The organism is Citrobacter sp. RHBSTW-00029 (assembly GCF_014104295.1).
GTDB lineage: Bacteria > Pseudomonadota > Gammaproteobacteria > Enterobacterales > Enterobacteriaceae > Citrobacter > Citrobacter youngae.
On the sequence record NZ_JABXRT010000001.1, the window covers coordinates 546,745 to 572,039 of the forward strand.

Genomic DNA, 25,295 nt, shown 5'->3' on the forward strand with positions numbered 1-25,295 from the left:
CTCATTAATTTATAAAATTTAAGCTCTTGTTTAATTTAACCTTGTTGAGGCTGCTCCTTCGTTTGCTCCTTTTTGCCATGCTTCATGTAATCGGCTGACATTGTCTACCGTGTCGCAACTGGCGGGGAAGGTTTTGCCGGTCAATCCTCTCGCGTAAACAAAGTCCTGCTGACAGGTTTTCCTTTGTCCTTCGGCGTACCCCTTAAGATATTGGGCACGATCGACCTCCGGGTCATTGTAGTTGTCGGCAAGTGTCTCGTTATCTTTAACGACATGGCCTGAAATGGCATCCTGTATTCCGGCATCAAACCAGTCGGTACCTGTCCAGGTAGGGGAAAAAGTATAGGGATCTATCTGACATCCGCTGAGAAATAATACAAATAAGGTACAGATGAGTTGCTTCATTGCCTGTTCTCCCCGTTTTTTAAAGCATAGCGGATTCATATATAGAAGGGTGTAAATTTAATTGTACGGACTTTTGCAGTGTTTTTGCTGTAAAAAGGTCTTCCGTAAATAAAAATTTACGGAATGTGGATTGAAATCTTTACCTGTTGTGTTATCGTGATTATCTCCTCGCTGAGGAAAACTATCGCAAACGAGCTAAACAGGATCACCATCATGCAAAAAGACGCGCTGAACAACGTACACATTACCGACGAACAGGTTCTGATGACCCCAGAGCAGCTTAAAGCGGAATTTCCGCTGAGCCTTGCACAGGAGGCGCAAATCGCTCAGTCGCGTAAAACCATTTCAGACATTATCTCTGGGCGCGACCCGCGACTGCTGGTGGTGTGTGGTCCATGCTCGATTCACGATCCTGAAGCGGCTATTGAGTACGCTCGTCGATTTAAAGCCCTTGCCGCAGAGGTCAGCGATAGCCTCTACCTGGTGATGCGCGTCTACTTTGAAAAGCCCCGTACCACCGTCGGTTGGAAAGGGTTAATTAATGATCCTCATATGGATGGCTCTTTTGATGTTGAAGCAGGCTTGAAAATTGCGCGTCAACTGCTGCTTGAACTGGTGAATATGGGGCTACCGCTGGCAACAGAAGCGTTAGATCCAAACAGCCCGCAATACCTGGGCGATCTGTTTAGCTGGTCTGCTATCGGTGCGCGTACCACTGAATCACAGACGCATCGTGAAATGGCTTCTGGTCTTTCCATGCCGGTTGGTTTTAAGAATGGTACAGATGGGAGCCTGGCGACGGCAATTAACGCCATGCGCGCCGCAGCACAATCACACCGCTTTGTTGGTATTAACCAGGCGGGGCAGGTTGCACTACTGCAAACTCAGGGTAATCCAGATGGTCACGTGATCCTGCGTGGCGGTAAAGCGCCGAACTACAGCCCAGCGGATGTCGCCCAGTGTGAAAAAGAGATGGAGCAGGCAGGACTACGACCTTCTCTGATGGTAGATTGCAGTCATGGTAATTCAAATAAAGATTACCGTCGCCAGCCAGCCGTGGCTGAATCTGTGATCGCCCAAATCAAAGATGGCAATCGCTCAATCATCGGCTTGATGATTGAAAGTAATATTCACGAAGGCAACCAGTCCTCCGAACAGCCGCGTAGCGAAATGAAATACGGCGTCTCCGTAACTGATGCCTGCATTAGCTGGGAAATGACGGATGCGCTACTGCGTGAAATTAGCCAGGATTTAAACGGCCAACTGACGGCGCGTGTAGCATAAGAGGTTGGTATGGTTGCTGAATTGACCGCACTACGCGATCAAATTGATGAAGTTGATAAGGCGTTGCTGGATTTACTGGCACGGCGTCTGGAGCTGGTTGCCGAAGTCGGTGAAGTCAAAAGCCGCTTTGGGCTGCCGATCTACGTACCCGAGCGGGAAGCCTCGATGTTGGCTTCCCGCCGTGCAGAAGCTGAAGCGCTGGGGGTGCCGCCAGATCTGATCGAAGATGTATTGCGTCGGGTTATGCGCGAGTCTTATTCCAGTGAGAATGACAAAGGCTTTAAGACGCTTTGTCCTTCTTTGCGTCCGGTGGTGATCGTCGGTGGTGGCGGACAGATGGGGCGGCTGTTCGAGAAGATGCTGACGCTGTCTGGTTATCAGGTGCGGATCCTGGAACAGCAGGACTGGGATCGCGCCACGGAGATCGTCGCCGATGCAGGCATGGTGATCGTCAGTGTGCCGATCCACGTCACCGAACTGGTAATCGCCAAATTACCGCGCCTGCCGCCTGACTGTATTCTGGTTGATCTGGCCTCAGTGAAAAATGGTCCTCTGCAGGCGATGCTGGCTGCACATGACGGTCCGGTGGTGGGATTGCATCCGATGTTTGGCCCGGACAGCGGCAGCCTGGCAAAGCAGGTCGTCGTCTGGTGTGATGGACGTCAGCCGGAAGCCTATCAGTGGTTTCTGGAACAGATTCAGGTATGGGGTGCACGACTACATCGGATCAGCGCCGTTGAACACGATCAGAACATGGCGTTTATTCAGGCATTGCGTCACTTTGCGACCTTTGCTTACGGTCTGCATTTAGCGGAAGAGAATGTTCAACTGGAGCAGTTACTGGCTCTTTCTTCACCTATTTACCGTCTTGAACTGGCAATGGTTGGCCGTCTGTTTGCCCAGGATCCTCAGCTCTATGCCGATATTATTATGTCGTCTGAGAGCAACCTTGCGCTGATCAAGCGCTACTACCAACGTTTTGGTGAGGCGATCGGTTTACTGGAGCAGGGCGATAAGCAGGCTTTTATCGACAGTTTCCGTAAGGTGGAACACTGGTTTGGCGACTATGCGCAGCGCTTCCAGAGTGAAAGCCGTACTTTGTTACGCCAGGCGAATGACAGCCGTCCTTAATTAAGATGCCGGATAAGCGTAGCGCCATCCGGCATTGTCATGTTAGCTCGGGTCGACCGGCACCACGTTTTCACTCGGATAACATCCCAATACTTTCATCGAACGCGTAATCTCACCCAACTCCTTCAATGCTTTTTGCATCTGGGGTGATTCCAGATTGGCCTGAATATCGAGATAAAACATCTCTTCCCACGGATTGCCGTGAATCGGGCGTGACTCCAGTTTAGTCATAATCAGATTATGGTTACGCAGCACCAGCAATGCTTCTACCAGCGCACCTGCCTGTTGCCCTGTCGCCATCAGCAACGTTGTTTTCGCTGGAACCTGGTCAGAAACATTGATTGCTTTACGTGCCAGTACCACGAAGCGGGTAATGTTTTGTGTCTGATTAGCTTCAATATGCTCAAGTACCTGCAGACCATGCAGTACACCACCGGCTTCGCTTCCCAGGGCTGCCACGCGTGGCGAATTAGCCTGGGCGACCTTTTCCATCGCAGCTGAAGTGCTTTCAGTGTATTCAATCTTCCAGTGCGGGTAGCGGTTCAGGAACTTGCTGCACTGCTGGAACGGTTGTGGGTGGCTGTATACCGTGTCGATGCTCTCCAGATCGGTTGTTCCCGACACCAGTACGCAATGATCGATAGTAATCGTCATCTCGCCAACGATAGACAGGCTGGTGTGCTGCAGCAGATCGTAAACGTCATTAATCGCACCGGAACTGGTGTTTTCAATAGGCACTACCGCGTAGTCTGCCTGTCCGGTCTCAACCTGATTAAAGATATCGGCAAATTTCGCGCAGCCGCTTTCAATAAACTGCTCAAAATGACGTGCGGCATACTGACGGGCGGCGAGGTGTGAGTAAGACCCTTTTGGTCCCAGGAAGGCAACACGAGCGGAATGCGGGTTGCTCTTATTCAGATGCTGCTGAAGGAGCGCCTGCTGGGTCAGGACGGAGTCTTCGATAATCAGCTGGAACAGGCGAGTAATGTAATGAGCATCAAGATGATGTGCTTTGCCAAGCTGAATCAGGCGGTCTAACAGGTCGCGCTCACGGTCGATATCACGAACCGGACGATGTGAAAGCAGTTTAGCTTTGCCAACTTCTACGGCTAGTCCACGTCGCTCAGCCAGCAGGGCCAGTAATTTTTCATCCAGCGTGCTGATCTTATCGCGCAGCGCCAGCAATGGGTTTTCCGATGTCATAGTGTTGCCTTTCTTGTTATCAAAAAAAAGGCCTCCCGTTGTGGGAGGCCTTATTGTTCGTCTTCGCATTCTTTATCACACGACGAAACGCCTCCCATTCAGGGGAAGGTAAAAAAGAATGCGAAGAAGAACGGGACAAGTTTCATGTAATTTTCCTTTGGCTACATCAGTAAAGTACCCGTACTGTTTTCACCATGTCAACAAAAAACGCGCCCGAAGGCGCGTTGGCGATACACTCAATGTAAGGGACTACTCTTCTTCTGCTTCGACGAAGTTGGCGTCTTTTACTGAAGTTGTTGCACGACGGGCTTCGCCTTTGTGCTGCACTTTATTGAGCTGCCGTTCCAGCTTGTTGATCAAATCGTTAATGGCGGTGTACATATCCTCGTGTTTTGCGCTGGCGACCAGATGTCCGTTCGGTGTATTGATGGTGGCATCAGCAATGAAACCCTGTGGCTCCTTAGACAGAATGATATGTGGATTAATCAGATGAGTTTGCCATTTTTCAAGTTTGGCGAGACGGTCTGCGACATGCTGGCGAATTGCCGGAGTAATTTCCATTTGTTTACTGGTAATGTTCATTGTCATAAATTTTACCTCTTGTCTTTCCCGTCTTGGTGATTCCAGCATACCGTTCCTAATGTCAAAATATGTGATCTAAATCACATATTTTTGTCGCTTTTTGTCAAGAAAACCTTTTTGTGAGGCACCGCAGGAACAGGCGATTTTTTACTTGAGGAATACCTGAAAGCAGGCCATATTTGATAGGATGCGTCGCAGCTAAACCGCTTCAGTTGTGGTGTTAACGGATAAAAAAACGGCAGCCCTTGGGCTGCCGTTTTGCATTCTGAGGTCAATCAGGTGTTGCTGCTGTTAGCTGCAATGATTTTCGCTACTTTTTCTGCCTGGGCATTCATCTGCATTTGGCGATAAGCGTTTTCCATCAACGGCAGGGCATCACGCGTTGCCTGGGTATCCGGATAGTCACGCAGCATACCTTCCACACGGTTCACGACTGCAACCCATGCGCCACGGGCGGTATAGTACTCAGCAACAGAGTATTCATACTTCGCCAGACGATCTTTCAGGAACACCAGACGCTTCGTGGCATCGGTTGTGTACTGGCTGTTCGGATAACCACGTACCAGTTTGGAAAAGTCATTAAACGCAGCTCGGGCGTGCTGTGGATCGCGATCGCTACGATCGACGCCAAAGAATCCTTGCAGCGCGCTATCATCCAACGCCATATTGGTCAGGCCACGCATGTACATGACATAATCAATGTTCGGGTGAGTCGGGTTCAGACGAATAAAACGATCGATGGCAGCCTGAGCAAGTGGCAGATCGGCGTTTTTGTAGTAGGCGTAGATGAGATCTAATTGCACCTGCTGAGAATACGGTCCAAATGGATAGCGGTTATCCAACGCTTCCAATTGCGTTATTGCCTGTTTCCAGTTACCGTCCTGCAGCTTTTGCTGAGCAGTCGCGTAGATTTCATTTGGCGGATTATCGGGCACCTCTTCCTTTGAACCAGAGCAACCCGCCAAAAACAGGCTCAACGTGGCTGCTGCCACCAGATATTTCATGCGCGTCATGACGTTTTGACTTTCCTCAAAATGTAATACGGGAGATTCTCTGTTCCTGCTCCCGGTTAAGACCAGCTACAATAGCACACTATATTAAACGGCAAAGCCGTAAAACCCAACGTTAAACGAAGAAGCAGTTTATGGCACAACGAGTAGAACTCACCGCAACAGTCTCCGAAAATCAGCTTGGTCAACGCTTAGATCAGGCTTTGGCCGAATTGTTCCCTGATTATTCGCGATCGCGCATAAAAGAATGGATCCTCGACCAGCGCGTACTGGTAAATGGCAATCTTTGCGATAAGCCGAAAGAAAAAGTGTTAGGTGGAGAGCGTGTCTCCATCAATGCTGAAATTGATGAAGAGGTTCGTTTTGAAGCTCAGGATATCCCGCTGGATATCGTTTATGAAGATGACGACATTCTTGTCATCAACAAACCTCGTGACCTGGTGGTACATCCGGGCGCAGGTAATCCTGATGGTACGGTATTGAATGCGTTGTTGCATTACTACCCGCCAATCGCGGATGTTCCTCGTGCCGGTATCGTACACCGTCTGGATAAAGACACAACCGGACTTATGGTTGTGGCAAAAACTGTCCCGGCGCAAACGCGCCTTGTCGAGTCATTGCAGCTGCGCGAAATCACTCGTGAGTATGAAGCCGTGGCGATTGGCCATATGACAGCGGGCGGTACAGTCGAAGAACCGATCAGCCGTCATCCAACCAAACGTACGCATATGTCAGTGCATCCAATGGGGAAACCTGCGGTAACGCACTATCGCATTATGGAGCATTTCCGTGTGCACACGCGTCTGCGGTTGCGTCTGGAAACCGGACGTACGCACCAGATCCGCGTGCACATGGCGCATATCACCCATCCGCTGGTGGGCGACCAGGTCTACGGTGGTCGTCCGCGTCCACCGAAAGGCGCTTCTGACGAGTTTATCTCCGTGCTGCGTAAGTTTGACCGTCAGGCGCTGCACGCGACCATGTTGCGTTTGTATCACCCGATTTCCGGTATTGAGATGGAATGGCATGCGCCGATTCCGCAAGATATGGTGGAGCTTATCGAAGTGATGCGCGCTGATTTCGAAGAGCATAAGGATGATGTTGCCTGGCTATGAGTAAGCTAATTGTCCCGCAGTGGCCGATACCTCAGGGTGTCGCGGCCTGTAGTTCTACCCGCATTGGCGGCGTCAGTCTGTCGCCCTATGATTCGCTTAACCTGGGTGCCCATTGTGGTGATAACCCGGAGCATGTGGAAGAGAACCGCAAGCGGCTGTTTGCTGCGGGCAATCTGCCTTCGAAACCCGTCTGGCTTGAACAGGTACATGGTAAAGACGTCCTGAAATTGAGCGGCGGGCCATACTTATCTAAACGTGCAGATGCGTCCTACAGTAATACGCCGGGCACCGTATGTGCGGTGATGACGGCGGACTGTCTGCCGGTGCTGTTTTGTAATCGTGCTGGAACAGAGGTGGCGGCGGCCCATGCGGGCTGGCGCGGGTTATGTGAAGGTGTGCTGGAAGAAACGGTGGCGTGCTTTGGCGATAAACCGGAAAACATTATTGCCTGGTTAGGACCGGCGATTGGCCCGGACGCGTTTGAAGTGGGAGCAGAAGTCCGCGAAGCGTTCATGGCGAAAGATCTGCAAGCGGACATCGCATTTGTACCGCGTGGTGAAAAATATCTGGCGGATATCTATCAGCTTGCACGTCAACGTCTGGCAAATGTGGGGGTTGAGAACGTCTACGGTGGTGACCATTGCACCTTCAGCGAAAGTGAGACGTTCTTCTCTTATCGTCGCGACAATACCACGGGTCGTATGGCAAGTTTTATTTGGCTGATATAACCTAAAGAATCAAGACGATCCGGTACGTGTAATTTTCTTTTCACATAATTCAGGTCATTCACCTTGAATAATTGAGGGATGACCTCATTTAATCTCCAGTAGCAATTTTGGCCTGTTATGGGAGGAGTTATGCGTCTGGATCGTCTTACCAATAAATTCCAGCTTGCTCTTGCCGATGCCCAGTCACTCGCATTGGGGCACGACAATCAATTCATCGAACCACTTCATCTAATGAGCGCCTTGCTGAATCAGGAAGGGGGATCGGTACGTCCTTTATTAACGTCCGCTGGCATTAATGCTGGCCAGTTACGTACAGCGATTGACCAGGCGTTGAGCCGTTTGCCGCAGGTCGAAGGTACCGGCGGTGATGTGCAGCCTTCTCAGGAACTGGTGCGTGTACTGAATCTTTGCGACAAGCTGGCGCAAAAACGTGGGGACAACTTTATTTCGTCAGAACTGTTCGTTCTGGCGGCGCTTGAGTCACGCGGTACGCTGACCGATTTATTAAAATCAGCTGGAGCGACAACCGCCAATATCACTCAGGCAATTGAACAAATGCGTGGAGGTGAAAGCGTGAATGACCAGGGGGCTGAAGACCAACGTCAGGCCTTGAAAAAATATACCGTCGACCTGACCGAACGCGCCGAACAAGGCAAACTCGATCCGGTTATTGGTCGTGATGAAGAAATTCGCCGCACTATTCAGGTGCTGCAACGTCGTACTAAAAATAACCCGGTTTTGATCGGTGAGCCAGGTGTTGGTAAAACCGCTATCGTCGAAGGGCTGGCACAGCGAATCATTAACGGTGAAGTACCTGAAGGGTTAAAAGGTCGTCGCGTGCTGGCGCTGGATATGGGCGCGCTGGTGGCCGGGGCGAAGTATCGCGGTGAATTTGAAGAACGTTTAAAAGGTGTGCTCAACGATCTCTCGAAACAGGAAGGCAACGTCATTCTGTTCATCGATGAGTTGCATACAATGGTCGGTGCAGGTAAAGCCGATGGCGCGATGGACGCCGGCAACATGTTGAAACCAGCGCTGGCGCGCGGGGAGCTGCACTGCGTAGGGGCCACCACGCTTGATGAATACCGCCAGTATATCGAAAAAGATGCGGCGCTGGAACGTCGTTTCCAGAAAGTGTTTGTGGCTGAGCCATCAGTAGAAGACACCATCGCCATTTTGCGTGGACTGAAAGAACGTTACGAGCTGCACCACCATGTACAGATTACTGACCCGGCAATTGTTGCGGCAGCTACGCTGTCTCACCGCTATATTGCCGATCGTCAGTTGCCGGATAAAGCTATAGACCTCATTGACGAAGCGGCATCCAGCATTCGTATGCAGATTGACTCCAAACCGGAGGAACTCGACAGACTCGACCGTCGTATTATCCAGCTCAAACTGGAACAGCAGGCGTTAATGAAAGAGTCTGATGAGGCGAGCAAAAAACGTCTTGATATGCTTAATGAAGAGCTGGACGACAAAGAGCGCCAGTACTCTGAGTTAGAAGAAGAGTGGAAAGCTGAAAAAGCGTCCCTCTCCGGCACGCAAACCATCAAGGCAGAGCTGGAACAGGCAAAAATCGCTATCGAACAGGCGCGTCGTGTCGGCGACCTGGCGCGCATGTCCGAGCTGCAGTACGGCAAAATTCCGGAACTGGAAAAACAGCTGGAAGCAGCCACCCAGTCTGAAGGCAAAACCATGCGTCTGCTGCGTAATAAAGTGACGGATGCAGAAATTGCAGAAGTGTTGGCGCGCTGGACCGGGATCCCGGTGGCTCGTATGTTGGAAGGCGAGCGGGAAAAATTATTGCGGATGGAACAGGATCTGCACAGCCGCGTGATTGGCCAGAACGAAGCGGTAGAAGCGGTATCTAATGCCATCCGCCGTAGCCGTGCGGGTTTGTCCGATCCGAATCGTCCGATTGGTTCATTCCTGTTCCTTGGCCCAACCGGTGTCGGTAAAACCGAACTGTGTAAGGCGCTGGCTAATTTTATGTTCGACAGCGACGACGCGATGGTGCGTATCGATATGTCCGAGTTTATGGAGAAACATTCTGTCTCTCGTCTGGTCGGGGCGCCTCCGGGATATGTCGGTTATGAAGAAGGTGGGTATCTGACGGAAGCGGTACGCCGTCGTCCTTACTCTGTCATTCTGCTGGATGAAGTGGAAAAAGCGCATCCGGATGTATTTAACATTCTGTTGCAGGTGCTTGACGATGGTCGTTTGACTGACGGGCAGGGGAGAACGGTCGATTTCCGTAATACGGTTGTCATCATGACCTCGAACCTTGGCTCTGATCTGATTCAGGAACGCTTCGGTGAGCTGGATTATGGTCACATGAAGGATATGGTGCTGGGCGTCGTGAGCCAGAACTTCCGCCCGGAATTCATCAACCGTATAGATGAGGTTGTTGTATTCCATCCATTGGGTGAGAAACACATTGCTTCTATTGCTCAGATCCAACTGCAGCGTCTGTATAAACGTCTGGAAGAGCGTGGCTATGAAATTCACATCTCTGACGAGGCGCTTAAACTGCTGAGCGCGAATGGTTACGATCCGGTATATGGTGCACGTCCATTGAAACGTGCTATCCAGCAGCAGATCGAAAACCCGCTGGCGCAGCAAATCCTGTCTGGTGAGCTGATTCCAGGCAAAACGATTCGTCTGGAAGTGAATGACGATCGCATTGTGGCAGTGCAGTAAGTCACAAAACCTCAATAAACGGGCCCTGCGGGGCTCGTTTTTGTTTAATAACCAGGCAAGAATAGAGCTGTTGATTAAAAAGTAATCGCTTGATAAGTTTTTTGTATTTTTAACTTGTCAGCCTGAAATAACTCCCTATAATGCGCCTCCACTGACACGGAACAACGGCACGCAAGCCGCCGGGTCAGCGGGGTTCCACTGAGAACTCCGGCGAAGAAAGCGAAATTAAATGCTTGACTTCGTAGCGGGATGGCGTAATATGCACACCCCGCGCCGCTGAGAAAAAGCGAAGCGGCACTGCTCTTTAACAATTTATCAGACAATCTGTGTGGGCACTCGAAGATACGGATTCTTAACGTCGCAAGACGAAAAATGAATACCAAGTCTCTGAGTGAACATACGTAATTCATTACGAAGTTTAATTCACGAGCATCAAACTTAAATTGAAGAGTTTGATCATGGCTCAGATTGAACGCTGGCGGCAGGCCTAACACATGCAAGTCGAACGGTAGCACAGAGGAGCTTGCTCCTTGGGTGACGAGTGGCGGACGGGTGAGTAATGTCTGGGAAACTGCCCGATGGAGGGGGATAACTACTGGAAACGGTAGCTAATACCGCATAACGTCGCAAGACCAAAGAGGGGGACCTTCGGGCCTCTTGCCATCGGATGTGCCCAGATGGGATTAGCTAGTAGGTGGGGTAACGGCTCACCTAGGCGACGATCCCTAGCTGGTCTGAGAGGATGACCAGCCACACTGGAACTGAGACACGGTCCAGACTCCTACGGGAGGCAGCAGTGGGGAATATTGCACAATGGGCGCAAGCCTGATGCAGCCATGCCGCGTGTATGAAGAAGGCCTTCGGGTTGTAAAGTACTTTCAGCGAGGAGGAAGGTGTTGAGGTTAATAACCTTAGCAATTGACGTTACTCGCAGAAGAAGCACCGGCTAACTCCGTGCCAGCAGCCGCGGTAATACGGAGGGTGCAAGCGTTAATCGGAATTACTGGGCGTAAAGCGCACGCAGGCGGTCTGTCAAGTCGGATGTGAAATCCCCGGGCTCAACCTGGGAACTGCATCCGAAACTGGCAGGCTAGAGTCTTGTAGAGGGGGGTAGAATTCCAGGTGTAGCGGTGAAATGCGTAGAGATCTGGAGGAATACCGGTGGCGAAGGCGGCCCCCTGGACAAAGACTGACGCTCAGGTGCGAAAGCGTGGGGAGCAAACAGGATTAGATACCCTGGTAGTCCACGCCGTAAACGATGTCGACTTGGAGGTTGTGCCCTTGAGGCGTGGCTTCCGGAGCTAACGCGTTAAGTCGACCGCCTGGGGAGTACGGCCGCAAGGTTAAAACTCAAATGAATTGACGGGGGCCCGCACAAGCGGTGGAGCATGTGGTTTAATTCGATGCAACGCGAAGAACCTTACCTACTCTTGACATCCAGAGAACTTTCCAGAGATGGATTGGTGCCTTCGGGAACTCTGAGACAGGTGCTGCATGGCTGTCGTCAGCTCGTGTTGTGAAATGTTGGGTTAAGTCCCGCAACGAGCGCAACCCTTATCCTTTGTTGCCAGCGGTTCGGCCGGGAACTCAAAGGAGACTGCCAGTGATAAACTGGAGGAAGGTGGGGATGACGTCAAGTCATCATGGCCCTTACGAGTAGGGCTACACACGTGCTACAATGGCGCATACAAAGAGAAGCGACCTCGCGAGAGCAAGCGGACCTCATAAAGTGCGTCGTAGTCCGGATTGGAGTCTGCAACTCGACTCCATGAAGTCGGAATCGCTAGTAATCGTGGATCAGAATGCCACGGTGAATACGTTCCCGGGCCTTGTACACACCGCCCGTCACACCATGGGAGTGGGTTGCAAAAGAAGTAGGTAGCTTAACCTTCGGGAGGGCGCTTACCACTTTGTGATTCATGACTGGGGTGAAGTCGTAACAAGGTAACCGTAGGGGAACCTGCGGTTGGATCACCTCCTTACCTTAAAGAAGCGTTCTTTGTAGTGCTCACACAGATTGTCTGATGAAAAGTAAATAGCAAGGCGTCTTGCGATTGAGACTTATACGTCCCCTTCGTCTAGAGGCCCAGGACACCGCCCTTTCACGGCGGTAACAGGGGTTCGAATCCCCTAGGGGACGCCACTTGCTGGTTTGTGTGAGTGAAAGTCGCCGGCCCTAATATCTCAAAACTTACCTTCGGGTGACGTTTGAGATATTTGCTCTTTAAAAATCTGGATCAAGCTGAAAATTGAAACGACACACTGTGTCTGTTCTCCGTAATAAGAACAGATAAGCGGTGTGTTCGAGTCTCTCAAATTTTCGCAACACGGTGGTGTTTTACGAAACATCTTCGGGTTGTGAGGTTAAGCGACTAAGCGTACACGGTGGATGCCCTGGCAGTCAGAGGCGATGAAGGACGTGCTAATCTGCGATAAGCGTCGGTAAGGTGATATGAACCGTTATAACCGGCGATTTCCGAATGGGGAAACCCAGTGTGTTTCGACACACTATCATTACGTGAATACATAGCGTAATGAAGCGAACCGGGGGAACTGAAACATCTAAGTACCCCGAGGAAAAGAAATCAACCGAGATTCCCCCAGTAGCGGCGAGCGAACGGGGAGCAGCCCAGAGTCTGAATCAGCTTGTGTGTTAGTGGAACGGTCTGGAAAGTCCGACGGTACAGGGTGATAGTCCCGTACACCAAAATGCACAGGTTGTGAACTCGAAGAGTAGGGCGGGACACGTGGTATCCTGTCTGAATATGGGGGGACCATCCTCCAAGGCTAAATACTCCTGACTGACCGATAGTGAACCAGTACCGTGAGGGAAAGGCGAAAAGAACCCCGGCGAGGGGAGTGAAAAAGAACCTGAAACCGTGTACGTACAAGCAGTGGGAGCCTCTTTATGGGGTGACTGCGTACCTTTTGTATAATGGGTCAGCGACTTATATTCTGTAGCAAGGTTAACCGAATAGGGGAGCCGAAGGGAAACCGAGTCTTAACTGGGCGTTAAGTTGCAGGGTATAGACCCGAAACCCGGTGATCTAGCCATGGGCAGGTTGAAGGTTGGGTAACACTAACTGGAGGACCGAACCGACTAATGTTGAAAAATTAGCGGATGACTTGTGGCTGGGGGTGAAAGGCCAATCAAACCGGGAGATAGCTGGTTCTCCCCGAAAGCTATTTAGGTAGCGCCTCGTGAACTCATCTTCGGGGGTAGAGCACTGTTTCGGCTAGGGGGTCATCCCGACTTACCAACCCGATGCAAACTGCGAATACCGAAGAATGTTATCACGGGAGACACACGGCGGGTGCTAACGTCCGTCGTGAAGAGGGAAACAACCCAGACCGCCAGCTAAGGTCCCAAAGTCACAGTTAAGTGGGAAACGATGTGGGAAGGCACAGACAGCCAGGATGTTGGCTTAGAAGCAGCCATCATTTAAAGAAAGCGTAATAGCTCACTGGTCGAGTCGGCCTGCGCGGAAGATGTAACGGGGCTAAACTGTGCACCGAAGCTGCGGCAGCGACACTATGTGTTGTTGGGTAGGGGAGCGTTCTGTAAGCCGTTGAAGGTGTGTCGTGAGGCATGCTGGAGGTATCAGAAGTGCGAATGCTGACATAAGTAACGATAATGCGGGTGAAAAACCCGCACGCCGGAAGACCAAGGGTTCCTGTCCAACGTTAATCGGGGCAGGGTGAGTCGACCCCTAAGGCGAGGCCGAAAGGCGTAGTCGATGGGAAACAGGTTAATATTCCTGTACTTGGTGTTACTGCGAAGGGGGGACGGAGAAGGCTATGTTAGCCGGGCGACGGTTGTCCCGGTTTAAGCATGTAGGCGGGTGTTTTAGGTAAATCCGGAACACTACTAACGCTGAGGTGTGATGACGAGGCACTACGGTGCTGAAGTAACAAATGCCCTGCTTCCAGGAAAAGCCTCTAAGCATCAGGTAACACGAAATCGTACCCCAAACCGACACAGGTGGTCAGGTAGAGAATACCAAGGCGCTTGAGAGAACTCGGGTGAAGGAACTAGGCAAAATGGTGCCGTAACTTCGGGAGAAGGCACGCTGATATGTAGGTGAAGTGATTTACTCATGGAGCTGAAATCAGTCGAAGATACCAGCTGGCTGCAACTGTTTATTAAAAACACAGCACTGTGCAAACACGAAAGTGGACGTATACGGTGTGACGCCTGCCCGGTGCCGGAAGGTTAATTGATGGGGTTATCCGTAAGGAGAAGCTCTTGATCGAAGCCCCGGTAAACGGCGGCCGTAACTATAACGGTCCTAAGGTAGCGAAATTCCTTGTCGGGTAAGTTCCGACCTGCACGAATGGCGTAATGATGGCCAGGCTGTCTCCACCCGAGACTCAGTGAAATTGAACTCGCTGTGAAGATGCAGTGTACCCGCGGCAAGACGGAAAGACCCCGTGAACCTTTACTATAGCTTGACACTGAACACTGGTCCTTGATGTGTAGGATAGGTGGGAGGCTTTGAAGTGTGGACGCCAGTCTGCATGGAGCCAACCTTGAAATACCACCCTTTAATGGCTGGTGTTCTAACGTGGACCCGTAATCCGGGTTGCGGACAGTGTCTGGTGGGTAGTTTGACTGGGGCGGTCTCCTCCTAAAGAGTAACGGAGGAGCACGAAGGTTAGCTAATCCTGGTCGGACATCAGGAGGTTAGTGCAAAGGCATAAGCTAGCTTGACTGCGAGAGTGACGGCTCGAGCAGGTGCGAAAGCAGGTCTTAGTGATCCGGTGGTTCTGAATGGAAGGGCCATCGCTCAACGGATAAAAGGTACTCCGGGGATAACAGGCTGATACCGCCCAAGAGTTCATATCGACGGCGGTGTTTGGCACCTCGATGTCGGCTCATCACATCCTGGGGCTGAAGTAGGTCCCAAGGGTATGGCTGTTCGCCATTTAAAGTGGTACGCGAGCTGGGTTTAGAACGTCGTGAGACAGTTCGGTCCCTATCTGCCGTGGGCGCTGGAGAATTGAGGGGGGCTGCTCCTAGTACGAGAGGACCGGAGTGGACGCATCACTGGTGTTCGGGTTGTCATGCCAATGGCATTGCCCGGTAGCTAAATGCGGAAGAGATAAGTGCTGAAAGCATCTAAGCACGAAACTTGCCCCGAGATGAGTTCTCCCTGAGACTATAAGTCTCCTGAAGGAACGTTGAAGACGACGACGTTGATAGGTCGGGTGTGTAAGTGTAGCGATACATTGAGCTAACCGATACTAATGAACCGTGAGGCTTAACCTTACAACGCCGAAGGTGTTTTGGCGAAAGACAGACATCGATTTCAGCTTGATTACAGATTACATCGACATGCCCAAGAGGTGTGTTGATAAACAGAATTTGCCTGGCGGCTGTAGCGCGGTGGTCCCACCTGACCCCATGCCGAACTCAGAAGTGAAACGCCGTAGCGCCGATGGTAGTGTGGGGTCTCCCCATGCGAGAGTAGGGAACTGCCAGGCATCAAATAAAAGCGAAAGACCGGGCCTTTTGTTTTATCTGTGGTCTGTCGGTGAGCGCTCTCCTGAGCAGGACAAATCCGCCGGGAGCGGATTTGAACGTTGCGCAGCAACGGCCCGGAGGGTGGCGGTCAGGACGCCCGCCATAAACTGCCAGGCATTAATTAAAGTGAAGAAGCCCATCCTGACGGATGGGCTTTTTTGCGTCTGTGCGGGGTGCACATTGCCGGATTAAGCGCAGCGCATCAGGCAATTCTGACAGCCAACCTGGTTCTCTTCCTTCGAACATTTCTTAATCCTTTTCCTGCTAATTAAAATCGTGATCTATCTCTCATAATAAATTATAACATTTAATTTACTAAAACAGACATGAAACGTCATTGATAGATTCATAAGATCCTGGCAGGGGTACAATTCTAATGGCTGATAGCAGTGTAACTGAGAACGGGGCGCTGGCAGATGGCGACACCCGTCGTCGTATATGGGCAATTGTTGGTGCATCGTCAGGGAATCTGGTTGAATGGTTTGATTTCTATATTTACTCTTTCTGCTCTCTCTACTTTGCTCATATCTTTTTTCCATCTGGAAACACCACCACGCAACTCTTACAAACCGCCGGCGTTTTTGCTGCAGGCTTTCTGATGCGGCCAATCGGGGGATGGCTTTTTGGTCGTATTGCGGATAAACACGGGCGTAAAAAGTCTATGCTGCTGTCCGTTTGTATGATGTGCATGGGATCGTTGGTGATCGCTTGTCTTCCGGGATATGAAACCATCGGCACCTGGGCTCCCGCGCTATTACTGCTGGCCAGATTATTCCAGGGGTTATCTGTTGGTGGGGAATACGGAACCAGCGCTACCTATATGAGTGAAGTAGCCGTTGAAGGTAAGAAAGGTTTTTATGCCTCATTCCAGTATGTGACGTTAATCGGCGGGCAGTTACTGGCATTGCTGGTTGTGGTCATATTACAGCAAACGTTAGAAGACTCGGCGCTAAGAGCGTGGGGTTGGCGTATTCCCTTTGCGCTGGGAGCCGTGCTGGCTATTGTTGCGCTATGGTTGCGTCGCCAGTTGGATGAAACCTCGAAACAGGATGTCCGTGCGTTGAAAGAAGCGGGTTCTCTGAAAGGGCTGTGGCGTAACCGCAAAGCCTTTCTTATGGTACTGGGATTCACCGCTGCTGGCTCGCTGTGTTTTTATACGTTTACGACCTACATGCAGAAATATCTGGTTAATACGGCTGGTATGCATGCCAACGTGGCCAGCGGCATTATGACAGCTGCATTGTGCGTGTTTATGCTGGTGCAACCGCTGTTCGGTGCGTTGTCAGATAAAATAGGCCGACGGACTTCAATGCTGTGTTTTGGCGCGTTAGCCGCGATTTTCACTGTTCCCATTTTGACCGCGTTGCAAAGCGTGACGTCTCCTTACATGGCGTTTGCTCTGGTGATGTGTGCCTTGTTGATCGTGAGTTTCTATACGTCAATTAGCGGTATTCTGAAGGCCGAAATGTTCCCGGCGCAGGTGCGTGCTCTGGGGGTTGGGTTATCTTATGCGGTGGCTAATGCTTTGTTTGGTGGTTCAGCCGAATATGTTGCGTTATCCCTGAAGTCTGTCGGCATGGAGACATCATTCTTCTGGTATGTCACCGTGATGGCGGTGGTCGCATTCCTGGTTTCGCTGATGTTACACAGTAAGGGAAAAGGTTTACGCCTCTAATGGTGTGCCAGTTGCCAAACGGTATAGCCGGTTGATGCGCCCGCCACATCCCAGGCAAAGTCTTTCCAGCTCCAGCCGCTCCCAGCGGGGCGGCTATCCCACAGCTCTTTTGATGCACCCAGGCTGACTGAGAACATCAAACCGATAGCTGCGCTACGATCGCGATTGTTTCCCTGATGCTGTGCATACTCGTTCCCCGCTGCGGCAAGCATGGCCGAGGCGATAAAGTGTTGAGCTTTGTCTTGCCCACTCCAGCTGTCGTTAGCCATGTGGCTACAACCGGAAAGAAGCAAAACACTGGCAAGAATACACAGACGCATCGTTGCCTCCATAGGAAAAACCCCGTCGCTGGACGGGGTCTTGATTACAGAATACGGCTGATTAATCTGTCGATTCGAATACGGCGTAATCGACGGATGAGCTTACGTACTTTTACTGGATAGTCGGCAATGCTCTGCAGGTCGCGATAGTGTTTCACGACGGTGGTGTGCGTGCGGATAAGCTCCAGCTCTTTATCACGCTGAGGAGTCAGTTCCTGCTGGGGATCATGGATAAGAATGGCGTTTTCCAAATCCAGCCGCCAGGCGCGGGGGTTAAGATTATTGCCGGTAAGCAGCATCCATTTATCATCAACCCACATGCCTTTCAGATGATAGGTGTTGTCATCATCTTTCCATAAGCGCACGACCAACTGGTCGGTATTCACGTAATACTGCAGTCTGCTCAGGAAACGGCGCAGATTTATTTCATACAGATAAGGCAGCGCACCGATGATCTTGAATGGCTCATCTTCCGGAATGAAGAAGTCGTTGGCGGTTTTATCACCGACAATGATTTCGACCTTTTTCCCTTCACGCAGTAGTTGAATGATATTGCGCACCAGGATGGCTGGTAGGTTGAAATAAGGCGTACAAATGGTGAGTTTGTGCTCCGCGCAGGGCATGAGGTGGAAAATAGTCTTATTTAACAGACTGGATTTTCCGAGCCCAACCAGCGGCGTGACCGAAAGCTGTTCGTTATCCGCATCACCCTGAAAATGGAAGGATGCATCGCGCAATTCCTGACGGTACAGGCGGATATCATTTTTAATTTCCGGGCTTTTAGGACGATGGATATCATCGAGACGATTAACGCCGCGCCCATTCATCAGATTCTGCGTAACCCAATCGTACATTATATCGGCCATCTTCGCGTTGCGAATCAGCTGATAGCGGTCATAGCGGTATTTATCATGTTGGTGTAAGTAAACATCGTTCAGACTGGCCCCGCTATACAGGACGCTATCATCAATGATAAAGCCTTTAAAATGCAGAACACCAAGCGCTTCACGGGTGTTAATTGGCACGCCGTAGACAGGGATATCGATACCAGGATTTTCTTGCGCCATGCGGCAATACCAGTCAGCGTTGGTATTGGATGCCGCAACACCAATGCGTCCACGCTGGGCTCGATGCCAGTCGACAAGCACCCGGATATCCAGTTCAGGACGCTGCCGCTTTGCCGCATAGAGCGCGTCGAGTATGCCTTTACCGCCGTCATCCTGTTCCAGGTACAGCGCAATAATGCAGATCCGTCGCGTCGCGCTGGCTATTTTCTCCAGCAGAGTCTCCCTGAAATTTGCGGGAGCATAAAAGAAATCTACATCATCAACTGACTGAGAAATCTTAGGTAGTTGGGCAAGGTGTTGTTGATGTTTATTACGCTTAAATTTTGACAACATCACAGTGCATTTCTTCTCTGTTCATTGAAGGGTCCTCTGTGCTTTGCAGACGACATAAGCGGGCAATGATACCACCAGTACCCATTAATGTGGTCAACATTTCCAGTACCTTACTCACGATTCCTCATATTGGGCCAGATTCAGCGTTAGCCCAACAATTCCCTCTTCGAGCTGGACATCGACATCAAACCCGAGTTTTCGGGCCAGGGCGACCATCCCCCGATTGTTTGGCATCGTAATACCATTTAAACGTCTAAGTCCGTGATCTCGGGTGTATGCAATCAACTTTTCCATCAACCGACGACCTAAGCCCAGCCCTTTGAGGTCAGAACGAACCAGCACGGCAAACTCGGCGTCAACGTTATCAGGATCCGAGATTGCCCTCGTTACGCCGAGGATCTCTTGCTGATTATCTTTACAGCGTACTGCCACAAAGGCCATTTCCCGATCGTAGTCGATCTGCGTCATATTGGCTAAATCTTCGTGGGTAAATTCGTTTATCTCACTGAAATAGCGATAATAAAGATCTTCTTTCGTTACCTGAGATATGAACTGCTGCAGATGAGGCTCGTCCTCCGGCAAAATGGGACGGAACAGGCAGCGATCGCCATTTTTCAACTCCACCCATTCTTCAAGCTGATGGGGATAAGGGCGTACCGCCAGCCTGCTTTCGTTATCGCCCGTGAAAGGGGCAATATCCAGTGTGACGTCCAGTGCAGTAAATTCCCCAGCAGAGGCCAGTAGAGGATGGATATCCAGGCGCTGAATTTCCGGACAATCGACGATCAGGTTGGAGACCTGGACCAACAGTTGGCTTAAACCTGCAATATCTAAGGGCCGTAGTGCGCTGCGAGCGCGGATCTTTTTGTTTTTGATCCCCTGGATCACCAGATAACGCGCCAGATTCATGTTCAATGGCGGCAAGGCCACCACGGCTTGCTCGTCTGGTCGCCACTCAACGCCGCCTTCGCCCAGCATGATCAACGGGCCAAATACCGGGTCGTGTTCAACGACGACGCGCAGTTCCTGAGCGCCAGCGCGATTTGCCATACTTTGTACTAATAAACCGTGAATGCGCGCCTGCGGCCAGGCCATTTTTACCCGATCAAAAATCGCATTGGCTGCCTGCTGCACCTCTGTTGCCGTACGCAGATAGAGCATTACCCCCTGAACTTCCGATTTATGCGGGATATCAGGAGAACGCAGCTTCAGTGCTACCGGGTAACCGATTTGTTCTGCGATATGTACGGCTTCCGCACTGTCGCTGGCGATCCATGTCGGCAGTGTGTGTAAGCCATAGGCCTGTAAAATCGGCTGCACTTCATGGGTATCCAGCGATGTCGCTCCCTCAGCAATCGCCTGCTGTAACAGACTATGCGCTTCGGCGGTGTTAGTGTTCAGGCTATCGGGTAGGGCTGGTGTTTCTCGCAGTTGCTTCTGGTTACGCCGATATTCGACCATATGCATGAAGGCCGTAATGGTACCTTCCGGCGTACGATAGGTGGGTAATCCGGCTTCACTAAACAGCCTGCGGGCTTCCTGGGATGAAAACTCGCCGCACCAGTTGGTCAGCAACGAGACGAATTTTCCTCGGGGATGGCGCTTTACCGCTTCGATCAACGCTTGCGCGCTTTCGGTTCCGGGGGCGGCTGCGCTGGGTGAATGAATCACCATCAGTGCGTCGAAATCCTGACTGGCGAGTAAAATATCCAGTGCCTTGACGTAATGTTCGCTGCTGGCATCATCACGCAGATCCAGTGGGTTGGCGATATCCACGTGAGCAGGTAGGGCATCGCGTAATTTCTGGCAGGTTTCTTCACTCAGCGCGGCCAGCTTACCGTTTCGCGACCACAGTTCATCTAATGCCAGCGCCGCGGGAGCGGCTCCATTGCTGATGATCATCAGCCTGTCGCCACGTAGCGGACGCATGTGGCTCAGGGTTTCGACTGCCGAGAAAAGCTCATGAGTGTCCTGAACGCGCAATAAACCAGCGCGTTGAATCGCCGCATCCCAGGCCGGGTCCATTCCGGAGCTGGTATGCAGTAAACGCTGTGCTGCGGGACTACGACCGCTTTTAATCACCAGAATAGGTTTATTGCGCGAGGCGCTACGGGCGGCGGAAACAAAGCGCCTTGCATCGCTTAAATGTTCGAGGTAGAGCAATATCGCGCTGGTTTTGCTGTCGCGGGCCAGGTAATCCAGCAACTCATCAACGTCTATATCCAGGCTGTCACCCAGCGCGATAAACCAGGAAAAACCCATGTCGCGCTGCTGCGCCCAGTCCAGAATGGTGTTGGAAATCGCCGCCGACTGGGAAATAAATGCCAGCTTGCCGCGCTTGATGGGGACGGGGGAAAAGCTGGCGTTAAGCCCCTGCCAGGGCGCGAGAAGTCCCAGACTGTTAGGCCCCAGCAGACGTATGTTGTAGCGTGATGCACAGGCCAGCAGCTCCGCGTGTTGCGCCGTGGGAGCCGAGAGAATAATGCAGGTTTTACAGCCTTTCTCGCCAAGCGCTTCGAGTAATGCCAGGTTACGGCTGGCATTGGTGCACAACACAGCGAGATCGGGGCTAAAAGGCAGGCTGTTGATATTGGGCCACGCCAGTACGCCCAACACCGCTTTCCATGCGGGTGTCACCGGTAAAACAGGTCCATTGAAACCGCCGGCAAGCAGGTTACGCATCATCAGGTAACCCGCGCGATTAGGCTTCATTGACGCCCCAATCACGGCAATGGATTTCGGTCGCAGTAGCGCTTCCAGACCACGTTGACTCATATCGGCTTCCTTAATGACACCAGTGACCGAATGATTTTAAACGTTTTCTGATGAATCTGCTGTGACGCTTCCCTGATGTTGAGTTTTTCCTGCCAGGTAGCGTGTTTTAAAGCGCGTGAAGTGCTCACCTAATCCTTCGGCTGCCTGCGTATCACCTGCCAGATCCAGTAAAGCAATTGCCACTTCGGCAGTGCAATATTGCCCCTCGGCATGGACTTCGCGCAGATGGTAAGCGGAGAGGCGTGATAAATCGACGGAGATCACCGGCAGGTTATCAAGGTACGGGCTTTTGCGGAACATTTTGCGTGCTTCTGGCCAGGTGCCATCAAGCATAATGAATAGCGGTGGTTTACCGGCTGGTGGTGTGAAAATGACCTCACGCCCCTCGTCGGCATAAGATGCCGGGAATACGACCATCGGCTGATAATCCGGATTTTTCACCAGTTCAAGCAGCGCCTGCGGTGGCTCGGTGCGTGACCACTGAAAAGCCGTTGTTTCGGGCAGGATATCGGCAATTAAACGCCCGGTATTGCTGGGCTTCATCGGTTCGGTATCAAACATCACCAGGCAAAAACGGCTTTTCGCCTGAGCTGGCGTCAGCGTTTCACACAGGCACAGTTTCAGCGGCAGCAGGCAGCGCTGACAGCGACGGATGCGATTACCTCGGGCAAGAAAAGGGCGCGTGGCGCGCGCAAGACGCTCGGCACGTAACTGGAGAACGGCGTTATTGGTCATCGGGAAGCACGTTGAAAAATGCTATTGTCTCAGAGGACAAAACGGGGCACAAGATGTGCCCCATAGAGTTTATAATGATTCGTTAAGCCAGCTATCAAACGGAGCCTTAGGTACGGCACCATTAAGCATGTCGACGATTTCACCTTTTCTGAAGATCATGATGGTCGGGATGCTGCGGATACCGAAGCGGGCGCTGAGCTCACGTTCGGCTTCCGTATTCACTTTAACAAAACGTACTTTACCGCTACGTTCTTCCGCGACATCTTCAAAAATCGGAGCGAAGTTGCGGCATGGACCACACCAGGGGGCCCAAAAATCAACCACCACCGGGAGATCGTCTTTTAACAGTTTATCCAGTGTTTCACCGGTCGCATTGATCACCTCCCCATCAAACAGGTCGTGACCACAGCGTCCGCATTTAGCCGCTTCCTGGACACGATCGTCGGGGATGCGGTTGATAGCCTGGCAGCTGGTACAAACGGTATTCATAACTAACCTCTGGATGAGTGGAGTGGACTTCACGGCAGTAACGCCAGTATGTTTCTATTATGTTACATATTATCGGGGAGTCTGTTCTAAACAACAATGCGTTTTATTCAATGAGTACAATAGTCCTTAGCTTTTAAATGAAATAATGGCTAACGACGTGCACATCGGGTAATCTGCGCGCTTCGCGCAGAGCAGGTGGAGAAAAACATGAGCGACGAACTGAAGAACAAAAACGGCAAGGTCAAAGTGATGTACGTCCGCAGTGACGATGACTCGGATAAACGCACCCAAAATCCACGTACTGGTAAAGGCGGCGGTCGCCCCGGTACTTCCCGAGCCGAAGGCGGTCGTCGCCCTGCCCGTGATGACAGAAAGGGTCCGAACAGCGAACGAGGCCGTGAATGTGGTCGTGACCGCGATGTTGAACGCGATCGTAAACGTGAGGATTCGCCATGGCGTACCGTGTCCCGCGCCCCGAGTGATGACGCAGCGGAAAAAGCCGATCACGGCGGTATCAGCGGCAAAAGCTTTATCGATCCGGAAGTATTACGTCGCCAGCGCGCGGAAGAAACTCGCGTTTACGGTGAGAATGCCTGTCAGGCTCTGTTCCAGAGTCGTCCGGACGCTATCGTCCGCGCCTGGTTTGTTCAGAGCGTCACCCCGCGCTTTAAAGAAGCATTACGCTGGATGGCGGCAAACCGCAAAGCCTACCACGTGGTTGACGAAGCCGAACTGGCGAAGGCCTCCGGCACTGAACACCACGGTGGTGTCTGTTTCCTGATTAAAAAACGTAACGGTACCACCGTTAAGCAGTGGGTTGGTCAGGCGGGCGCGCAGGATTGCGTACTGGCGCTGGAAGATATCGCCAACCCGCATAACCTGGGCGGTATGATGCGTAGCTGCGCACACTTCGGTGTGAAAGGCGTGGTGGTGCAGGATGCGGCGCTGCTGGAATCGGGTGCGGCTATCCGTACCGCTGAAGGGGGGGCTGAGCACGTTCAGCCGATTACCGGTGACAGTATTGTCGACGTGCTGGACGATTTCCGTAACGCGGGTTACACGATAGTGATGACCTCAAGCGTGAAAGGTAAACCGCTGTTTACGACCACGCTGCCGGAAAAAATGGTGCTGGTATTAGGGCGTGAGCGTGAAGCTCTGCCGGAAGCGGCATGCTCAGCCGACGATTTGTGCGTGGCGATTGACGGTACCGGCAACGTAGAAACGCTTAACGTTTCTGTTGCGACCGGCGTGCTACTCGCGGAGTGGTGGCGTCAGAACAAAGCCTGATAATAAAAATGCCAGCGAATCGCTGGCATTTTTTTACTCGCTTTCTGCGGGTAATACCGGCATCCAGTCAATCGGTTTTTCACCTCGTTGTTCCAGCCATTCATTAGCCAGTACAAAGTGATTGCAGCCAAAGAAACCGCGATGCGCAGAGAGCGGTGATGGGTGTGGCGCTTTCAACACATGGTGACGCTGCGCATCAATAATCGCGCCTTTCTTCTGAGCATGTGAACCCCAGAGCAGGAAAACCACACCTTCCCGATGTTGGTTAATCAGGCTGATGACTTTATCAGTAAACGTTTCCCATCCCAGACTGGCATGCGAATGCGCCTGACCCGCCCGAACGGTGAGAACGGTGTTGAGTAACAATACGCCCTGGCGTGCCCAGCTTTCCAGGTATCCATGTGTCGGACGGGTAAATCCCGGGATGGTGGCTTCCAGCTCTTTATACATGTTCAGTAGTGACGGCGGAGTGGCGATGCCAGGGCGTACAGAGAAGGCGAGACCGTGTGCCTGGCCTGGGCCGTGGTAGGGATCTTGTCCCAGAATGACAACTTTAACGTCGCCAAGCTCAGTAAAGCGAAACGCGTTAAACACATCTTTTTGCGGTGGATAGATTGTCATACCCGACTGACGCTCGCCGGCAACGGTATGCAGCGTGTTAACAAAGTAAGGCTGCTGTTTCTCTTCAGCCAGCACATCGTGCCAGGTTAATTCGGTGGCCATCTCGCTCTCCTGCGATTTTTTCAATCCCCATAGCTTAACTGCTTCTTTCAACGGCGCAAAATTCTGCACGTTTCTCAAAGCGCTACCTCTTAAAGATAGTTGAAAATTTATGTAAAAAGTTTACCCGTGCATATGGTGTAAGTTGATGTAAAACAATAAAATCCACCTATCACCACTTTTCATGTGTGGTTTTTGTTGATTTAAAT

18 protein-coding genes, 1 tRNA gene, 3 rRNA genes, 1 pseudogene and 1 other annotated feature are annotated in these 25,295 nt (G+C 51.6%); of the genes and pseudogenes, 11 read left to right on the top strand and 12 right to left on the bottom strand.

All coding sequences use genetic code 11. The annotated features are described in order from the left end of the window. Window positions 1–30 precede the first annotated feature (30 nt). Window positions 31–405 carry a DUF2799 domain-containing protein gene (locus tag HV041_RS02650; RefSeq protein WP_048212935.1) on the bottom strand — a complete coding sequence of 125 codons (375 nt, stop codon included), beginning with the start codon at window positions 403–405 and terminating at the stop codon, window positions 31–33. A 213-nt stretch (window positions 406–618) separates the two neighbouring features. Between HV041_RS02650 and aroF the strand changes: the two genes are divergently transcribed. Together aroF and tyrA are read left to right on the top strand one after the other, a co-directional pair. Next, a complete protein-coding gene (gene aroF, locus HV041_RS02655) occupies window positions 619–1,689 on the top strand; it encodes a 3-deoxy-7-phosphoheptulonate synthase AroF (RefSeq protein ID WP_005130422.1) in 1,071 nt (356 codons plus the stop codon). A 9-nt stretch (window positions 1,690–1,698) separates the two neighbouring features. After that, on the top strand, window positions 1,699–2,820 hold the full coding sequence (gene tyrA, locus HV041_RS02660) for a bifunctional chorismate mutase/prephenate dehydrogenase (protein ID WP_048212934.1): 1,122 nt from the start codon (window positions 1,699–1,701) through the stop codon (window positions 2,818–2,820). A 42-nt stretch (window positions 2,821–2,862) separates the two neighbouring features. Here tyrA and pheA read toward each other — a convergent pair whose 3' ends face one another. The 4 genes from pheA to bamD all read right to left on the bottom strand — a co-directional run bounded on the left by pheA (window position 2,863) and on the right by bamD (window position 5,618). Continuing rightward, window positions 2,863–4,023 carry a bifunctional chorismate mutase/prephenate dehydratase gene (gene pheA / locus HV041_RS02665; RefSeq protein ID WP_061068376.1) on the bottom strand — a complete coding sequence of 387 codons (1,161 nt, stop codon included), beginning with the start codon at window positions 4,021–4,023 and terminating at the stop codon, window positions 2,863–2,865. A 21-nt stretch (window positions 4,024–4,044) separates the two neighbouring features. Next, window positions 4,045–4,170: a sequence feature (Phe leader region), on the bottom strand. Then, the gene (gene pheL / locus HV041_RS02670; RefSeq protein ID WP_100250063.1) at window positions 4,122–4,169 is read right to left on the bottom strand and encodes a pheA operon leader peptide PheL; all 48 of its coding nucleotides are present in this window, start codon (window positions 4,167–4,169) and stop codon (window positions 4,122–4,124) included. (Overlaps the previous feature by 48 nt.) Window positions 4,171–4,272: 102 nt before the next feature. Further along, window positions 4,273–4,611: a ribosome-associated translation inhibitor RaiA gene (gene raiA, locus HV041_RS02675; protein WP_003031244.1), complete on the bottom strand. Its 339-nt coding sequence runs from the start codon at window positions 4,609–4,611 to the stop codon at window positions 4,273–4,275. Between the two features lie 269 nt (window positions 4,612–4,880). Beyond that, window positions 4,881–5,618 carry an outer membrane protein assembly factor BamD gene (gene bamD, locus HV041_RS02680; RefSeq protein ID WP_005130417.1) on the bottom strand — a complete coding sequence of 246 codons (738 nt, stop codon included), beginning with the start codon at window positions 5,616–5,618 and terminating at the stop codon, window positions 4,881–4,883. Window positions 5,619–5,749: 131 nt separating this feature from the next. Here bamD and rluD point away from each other — a divergent pair, with 131 nt between their 5' ends. From rluD to HV041_RS02720, 8 genes are all read left to right on the top strand, one after another. After that, window positions 5,750–6,730 (top strand): 23S rRNA pseudouridine(1911/1915/1917) synthase RluD, encoded by a 981-nt coding sequence (gene rluD, locus HV041_RS02685; protein WP_005130415.1) that lies wholly within the window; start codon window positions 5,750–5,752, stop codon window positions 6,728–6,730. Next, entirely contained in the window at window positions 6,727–7,458 is a 732-nt protein-coding gene (yfiH, locus tag HV041_RS02690) for a purine nucleoside phosphorylase YfiH (RefSeq protein WP_121584937.1), read from the top strand. Before rluD ends, yfiH begins: the two co-directional genes overlap by 4 nt. Window positions 7,459–7,587: 129 nt before the next feature. Next, window positions 7,588–10,161 carry an ATP-dependent chaperone ClpB gene (clpB, locus tag HV041_RS02695; protein ID WP_121584936.1) on the top strand — a complete coding sequence of 858 codons (2,574 nt, stop codon included), beginning with the start codon at window positions 7,588–7,590 and terminating at the stop codon, window positions 10,159–10,161. Window positions 10,162–10,601: 440 nt separating this feature from the next. Further along, window positions 10,602–12,143 (top strand): 16S ribosomal RNA (locus HV041_RS02700). Between the two features lie 85 nt (window positions 12,144–12,228). Beyond that, window positions 12,229–12,304: transfer RNA gene (locus HV041_RS02705), tRNA-Glu, on the top strand. A 219-nt stretch (window positions 12,305–12,523) separates the two neighbouring features. After that, window positions 12,524–15,430: ribosomal RNA gene (locus HV041_RS02710) — 23S ribosomal RNA — on the top strand. Between the two features lie 99 nt (window positions 15,431–15,529). After that, window positions 15,530–15,645 (top strand): 5S ribosomal RNA (rrf, locus tag HV041_RS02715). The 16S, 23S and 5S rRNA genes sit together here with 1 tRNA gene alongside, the layout of an rRNA operon. Window positions 15,646–16,061: 416 nt before the next feature. After that, entirely contained in the window at window positions 16,062–17,360 is a 1,299-nt protein-coding gene (locus tag HV041_RS02720; RefSeq protein WP_121584935.1) for an MFS transporter, read from the top strand. Here the strand turns inward: HV041_RS02720 and HV041_RS02725 are convergent. The 6 genes and pseudogenes from HV041_RS02725 to trxC form a co-directional block, all read right to left on the bottom strand. Further along, window positions 17,357–17,680: a YfiM family lipoprotein gene (locus HV041_RS02725; RefSeq protein ID WP_048210876.1), complete on the bottom strand. Its 324-nt coding sequence runs from the start codon at window positions 17,678–17,680 to the stop codon at window positions 17,357–17,359. The two genes, HV041_RS02720 and HV041_RS02725, sit on opposite strands and share 4 nt — an antisense overlap. A 44-nt stretch (window positions 17,681–17,724) precedes the next feature. After that, window positions 17,725–19,080, bottom strand: a complete 1,356-nt coding sequence (pssA, locus tag HV041_RS02730) for a CDP-diacylglycerol--serine O-phosphatidyltransferase (protein WP_048210877.1) — start codon at window positions 19,078–19,080, stop codon at window positions 17,725–17,727. Continuing rightward, window positions 19,064–19,105 (bottom strand): annotated as a pseudogene (locus HV041_RS24880) (hypothetical protein). The gene pssA and the pseudogene HV041_RS24880 overlap by 17 nt, the downstream one beginning before the upstream one ends. Before the next feature lie 89 nt (window positions 19,106–19,194). Continuing rightward, window positions 19,195–21,855, bottom strand: a complete 2,661-nt coding sequence (gene pat / locus HV041_RS02735) for a protein lysine acetyltransferase (protein WP_121584934.1) — start codon at window positions 21,853–21,855, stop codon at window positions 19,195–19,197. A 36-nt stretch (window positions 21,856–21,891) separates the two neighbouring features. Further along, the gene (tapT, locus tag HV041_RS02740; RefSeq protein ID WP_101742039.1) at window positions 21,892–22,590 is read right to left on the bottom strand and encodes a tRNA-uridine aminocarboxypropyltransferase; all 699 of its coding nucleotides are present in this window, start codon (window positions 22,588–22,590) and stop codon (window positions 21,892–21,894) included. A gap of 69 nt (window positions 22,591–22,659) precedes the next feature. Then, window positions 22,660–23,079, bottom strand: a complete 420-nt coding sequence (gene trxC / locus HV041_RS02745; protein WP_003037559.1) for a thioredoxin TrxC — start codon at window positions 23,077–23,079, stop codon at window positions 22,660–22,662. A 207-nt stretch (window positions 23,080–23,286) separates the two neighbouring features. Here trxC and HV041_RS02750 point away from each other — a divergent pair, with 207 nt between their 5' ends. Next, on the top strand, window positions 23,287–24,366 hold the full coding sequence (locus HV041_RS02750; protein WP_121584933.1) for a tRNA/rRNA methyltransferase: 1,080 nt from the start codon (window positions 23,287–23,289) through the stop codon (window positions 24,364–24,366). 33 nt (window positions 24,367–24,399) lie between these two features. On the opposite strand, the gene ung is transcribed toward HV041_RS02750, so the two are convergent. Then, entirely contained in the window at window positions 24,400–25,089 is a 690-nt protein-coding gene (gene ung, locus HV041_RS02755) for a uracil-DNA glycosylase (protein ID WP_003037561.1), read from the bottom strand. Window positions 25,090–25,295: the final 206 nt, after the last annotated feature.

Excerpts from the sequence above, each read along its gene's own strand:
- HV041_RS02650 (WP_048212935.1), bottom strand. The coding sequence starts at position 405 with ATGAAGCAACTCATCTGTACCTTATTTGTATTATTTCTCAGCGGATGT.
- aroF (WP_005130422.1), top strand. The coding sequence starts at position 619 with ATGCAAAAAGACGCGCTGAACAACGTACACATTACCGACGAACAGGTT.
- tyrA (WP_048212934.1), top strand. The coding sequence starts at position 1,699 with ATGGTTGCTGAATTGACCGCACTACGCGATCAAATTGATGAAGTTGAT.
- pheA (WP_061068376.1), bottom strand. The coding sequence starts at position 4,023 with ATGACATCGGAAAACCCATTGCTGGCGCTGCGCGATAAGATCAGCACG.
- raiA (WP_003031244.1), bottom strand. The coding sequence starts at position 4,611 with ATGACAATGAACATTACCAGTAAACAAATGGAAATTACTCCGGCAATT.
- bamD (WP_005130417.1), bottom strand. The coding sequence starts at position 5,618 with ATGACGCGCATGAAATATCTGGTGGCAGCAGCCACGTTGAGCCTGTTT.
- rluD (WP_005130415.1), top strand. The coding sequence starts at position 5,750 with ATGGCACAACGAGTAGAACTCACCGCAACAGTCTCCGAAAATCAGCTT.
- yfiH (WP_121584937.1), top strand. The coding sequence starts at position 6,727 with ATGAGTAAGCTAATTGTCCCGCAGTGGCCGATACCTCAGGGTGTCGCG.
- clpB (WP_121584936.1), top strand. The coding sequence starts at position 7,588 with ATGCGTCTGGATCGTCTTACCAATAAATTCCAGCTTGCTCTTGCCGAT.
- HV041_RS02720 (WP_121584935.1), top strand. The coding sequence starts at position 16,062 with ATGGCTGATAGCAGTGTAACTGAGAACGGGGCGCTGGCAGATGGCGAC.
- HV041_RS02725 (WP_048210876.1), bottom strand. The coding sequence starts at position 17,680 with ATGCGTCTGTGTATTCTTGCCAGTGTTTTGCTTCTTTCCGGTTGTAGC.
- pssA (WP_048210877.1), bottom strand. The coding sequence starts at position 19,080 with ATGTTGTCAAAATTTAAGCGTAATAAACATCAACAACACCTTGCCCAA.
- pat (WP_121584934.1), bottom strand. The coding sequence starts at position 21,855 with ATGAGTCAACGTGGTCTGGAAGCGCTACTGCGACCGAAATCCATTGCC.
- tapT (WP_101742039.1), bottom strand. The coding sequence starts at position 22,590 with ATGACCAATAACGCCGTTCTCCAGTTACGTGCCGAGCGTCTTGCGCGC.
- trxC (WP_003037559.1), bottom strand. The coding sequence starts at position 23,079 with ATGAATACCGTTTGTACCAGCTGCCAGGCTATCAACCGCATCCCCGAC.
- HV041_RS02750 (WP_121584933.1), top strand. The coding sequence starts at position 23,287 with ATGAGCGACGAACTGAAGAACAAAAACGGCAAGGTCAAAGTGATGTAC.
- ung (WP_003037561.1), bottom strand. The coding sequence starts at position 25,089 with ATGGCCACCGAATTAACCTGGCACGATGTGCTGGCTGAAGAGAAACAG.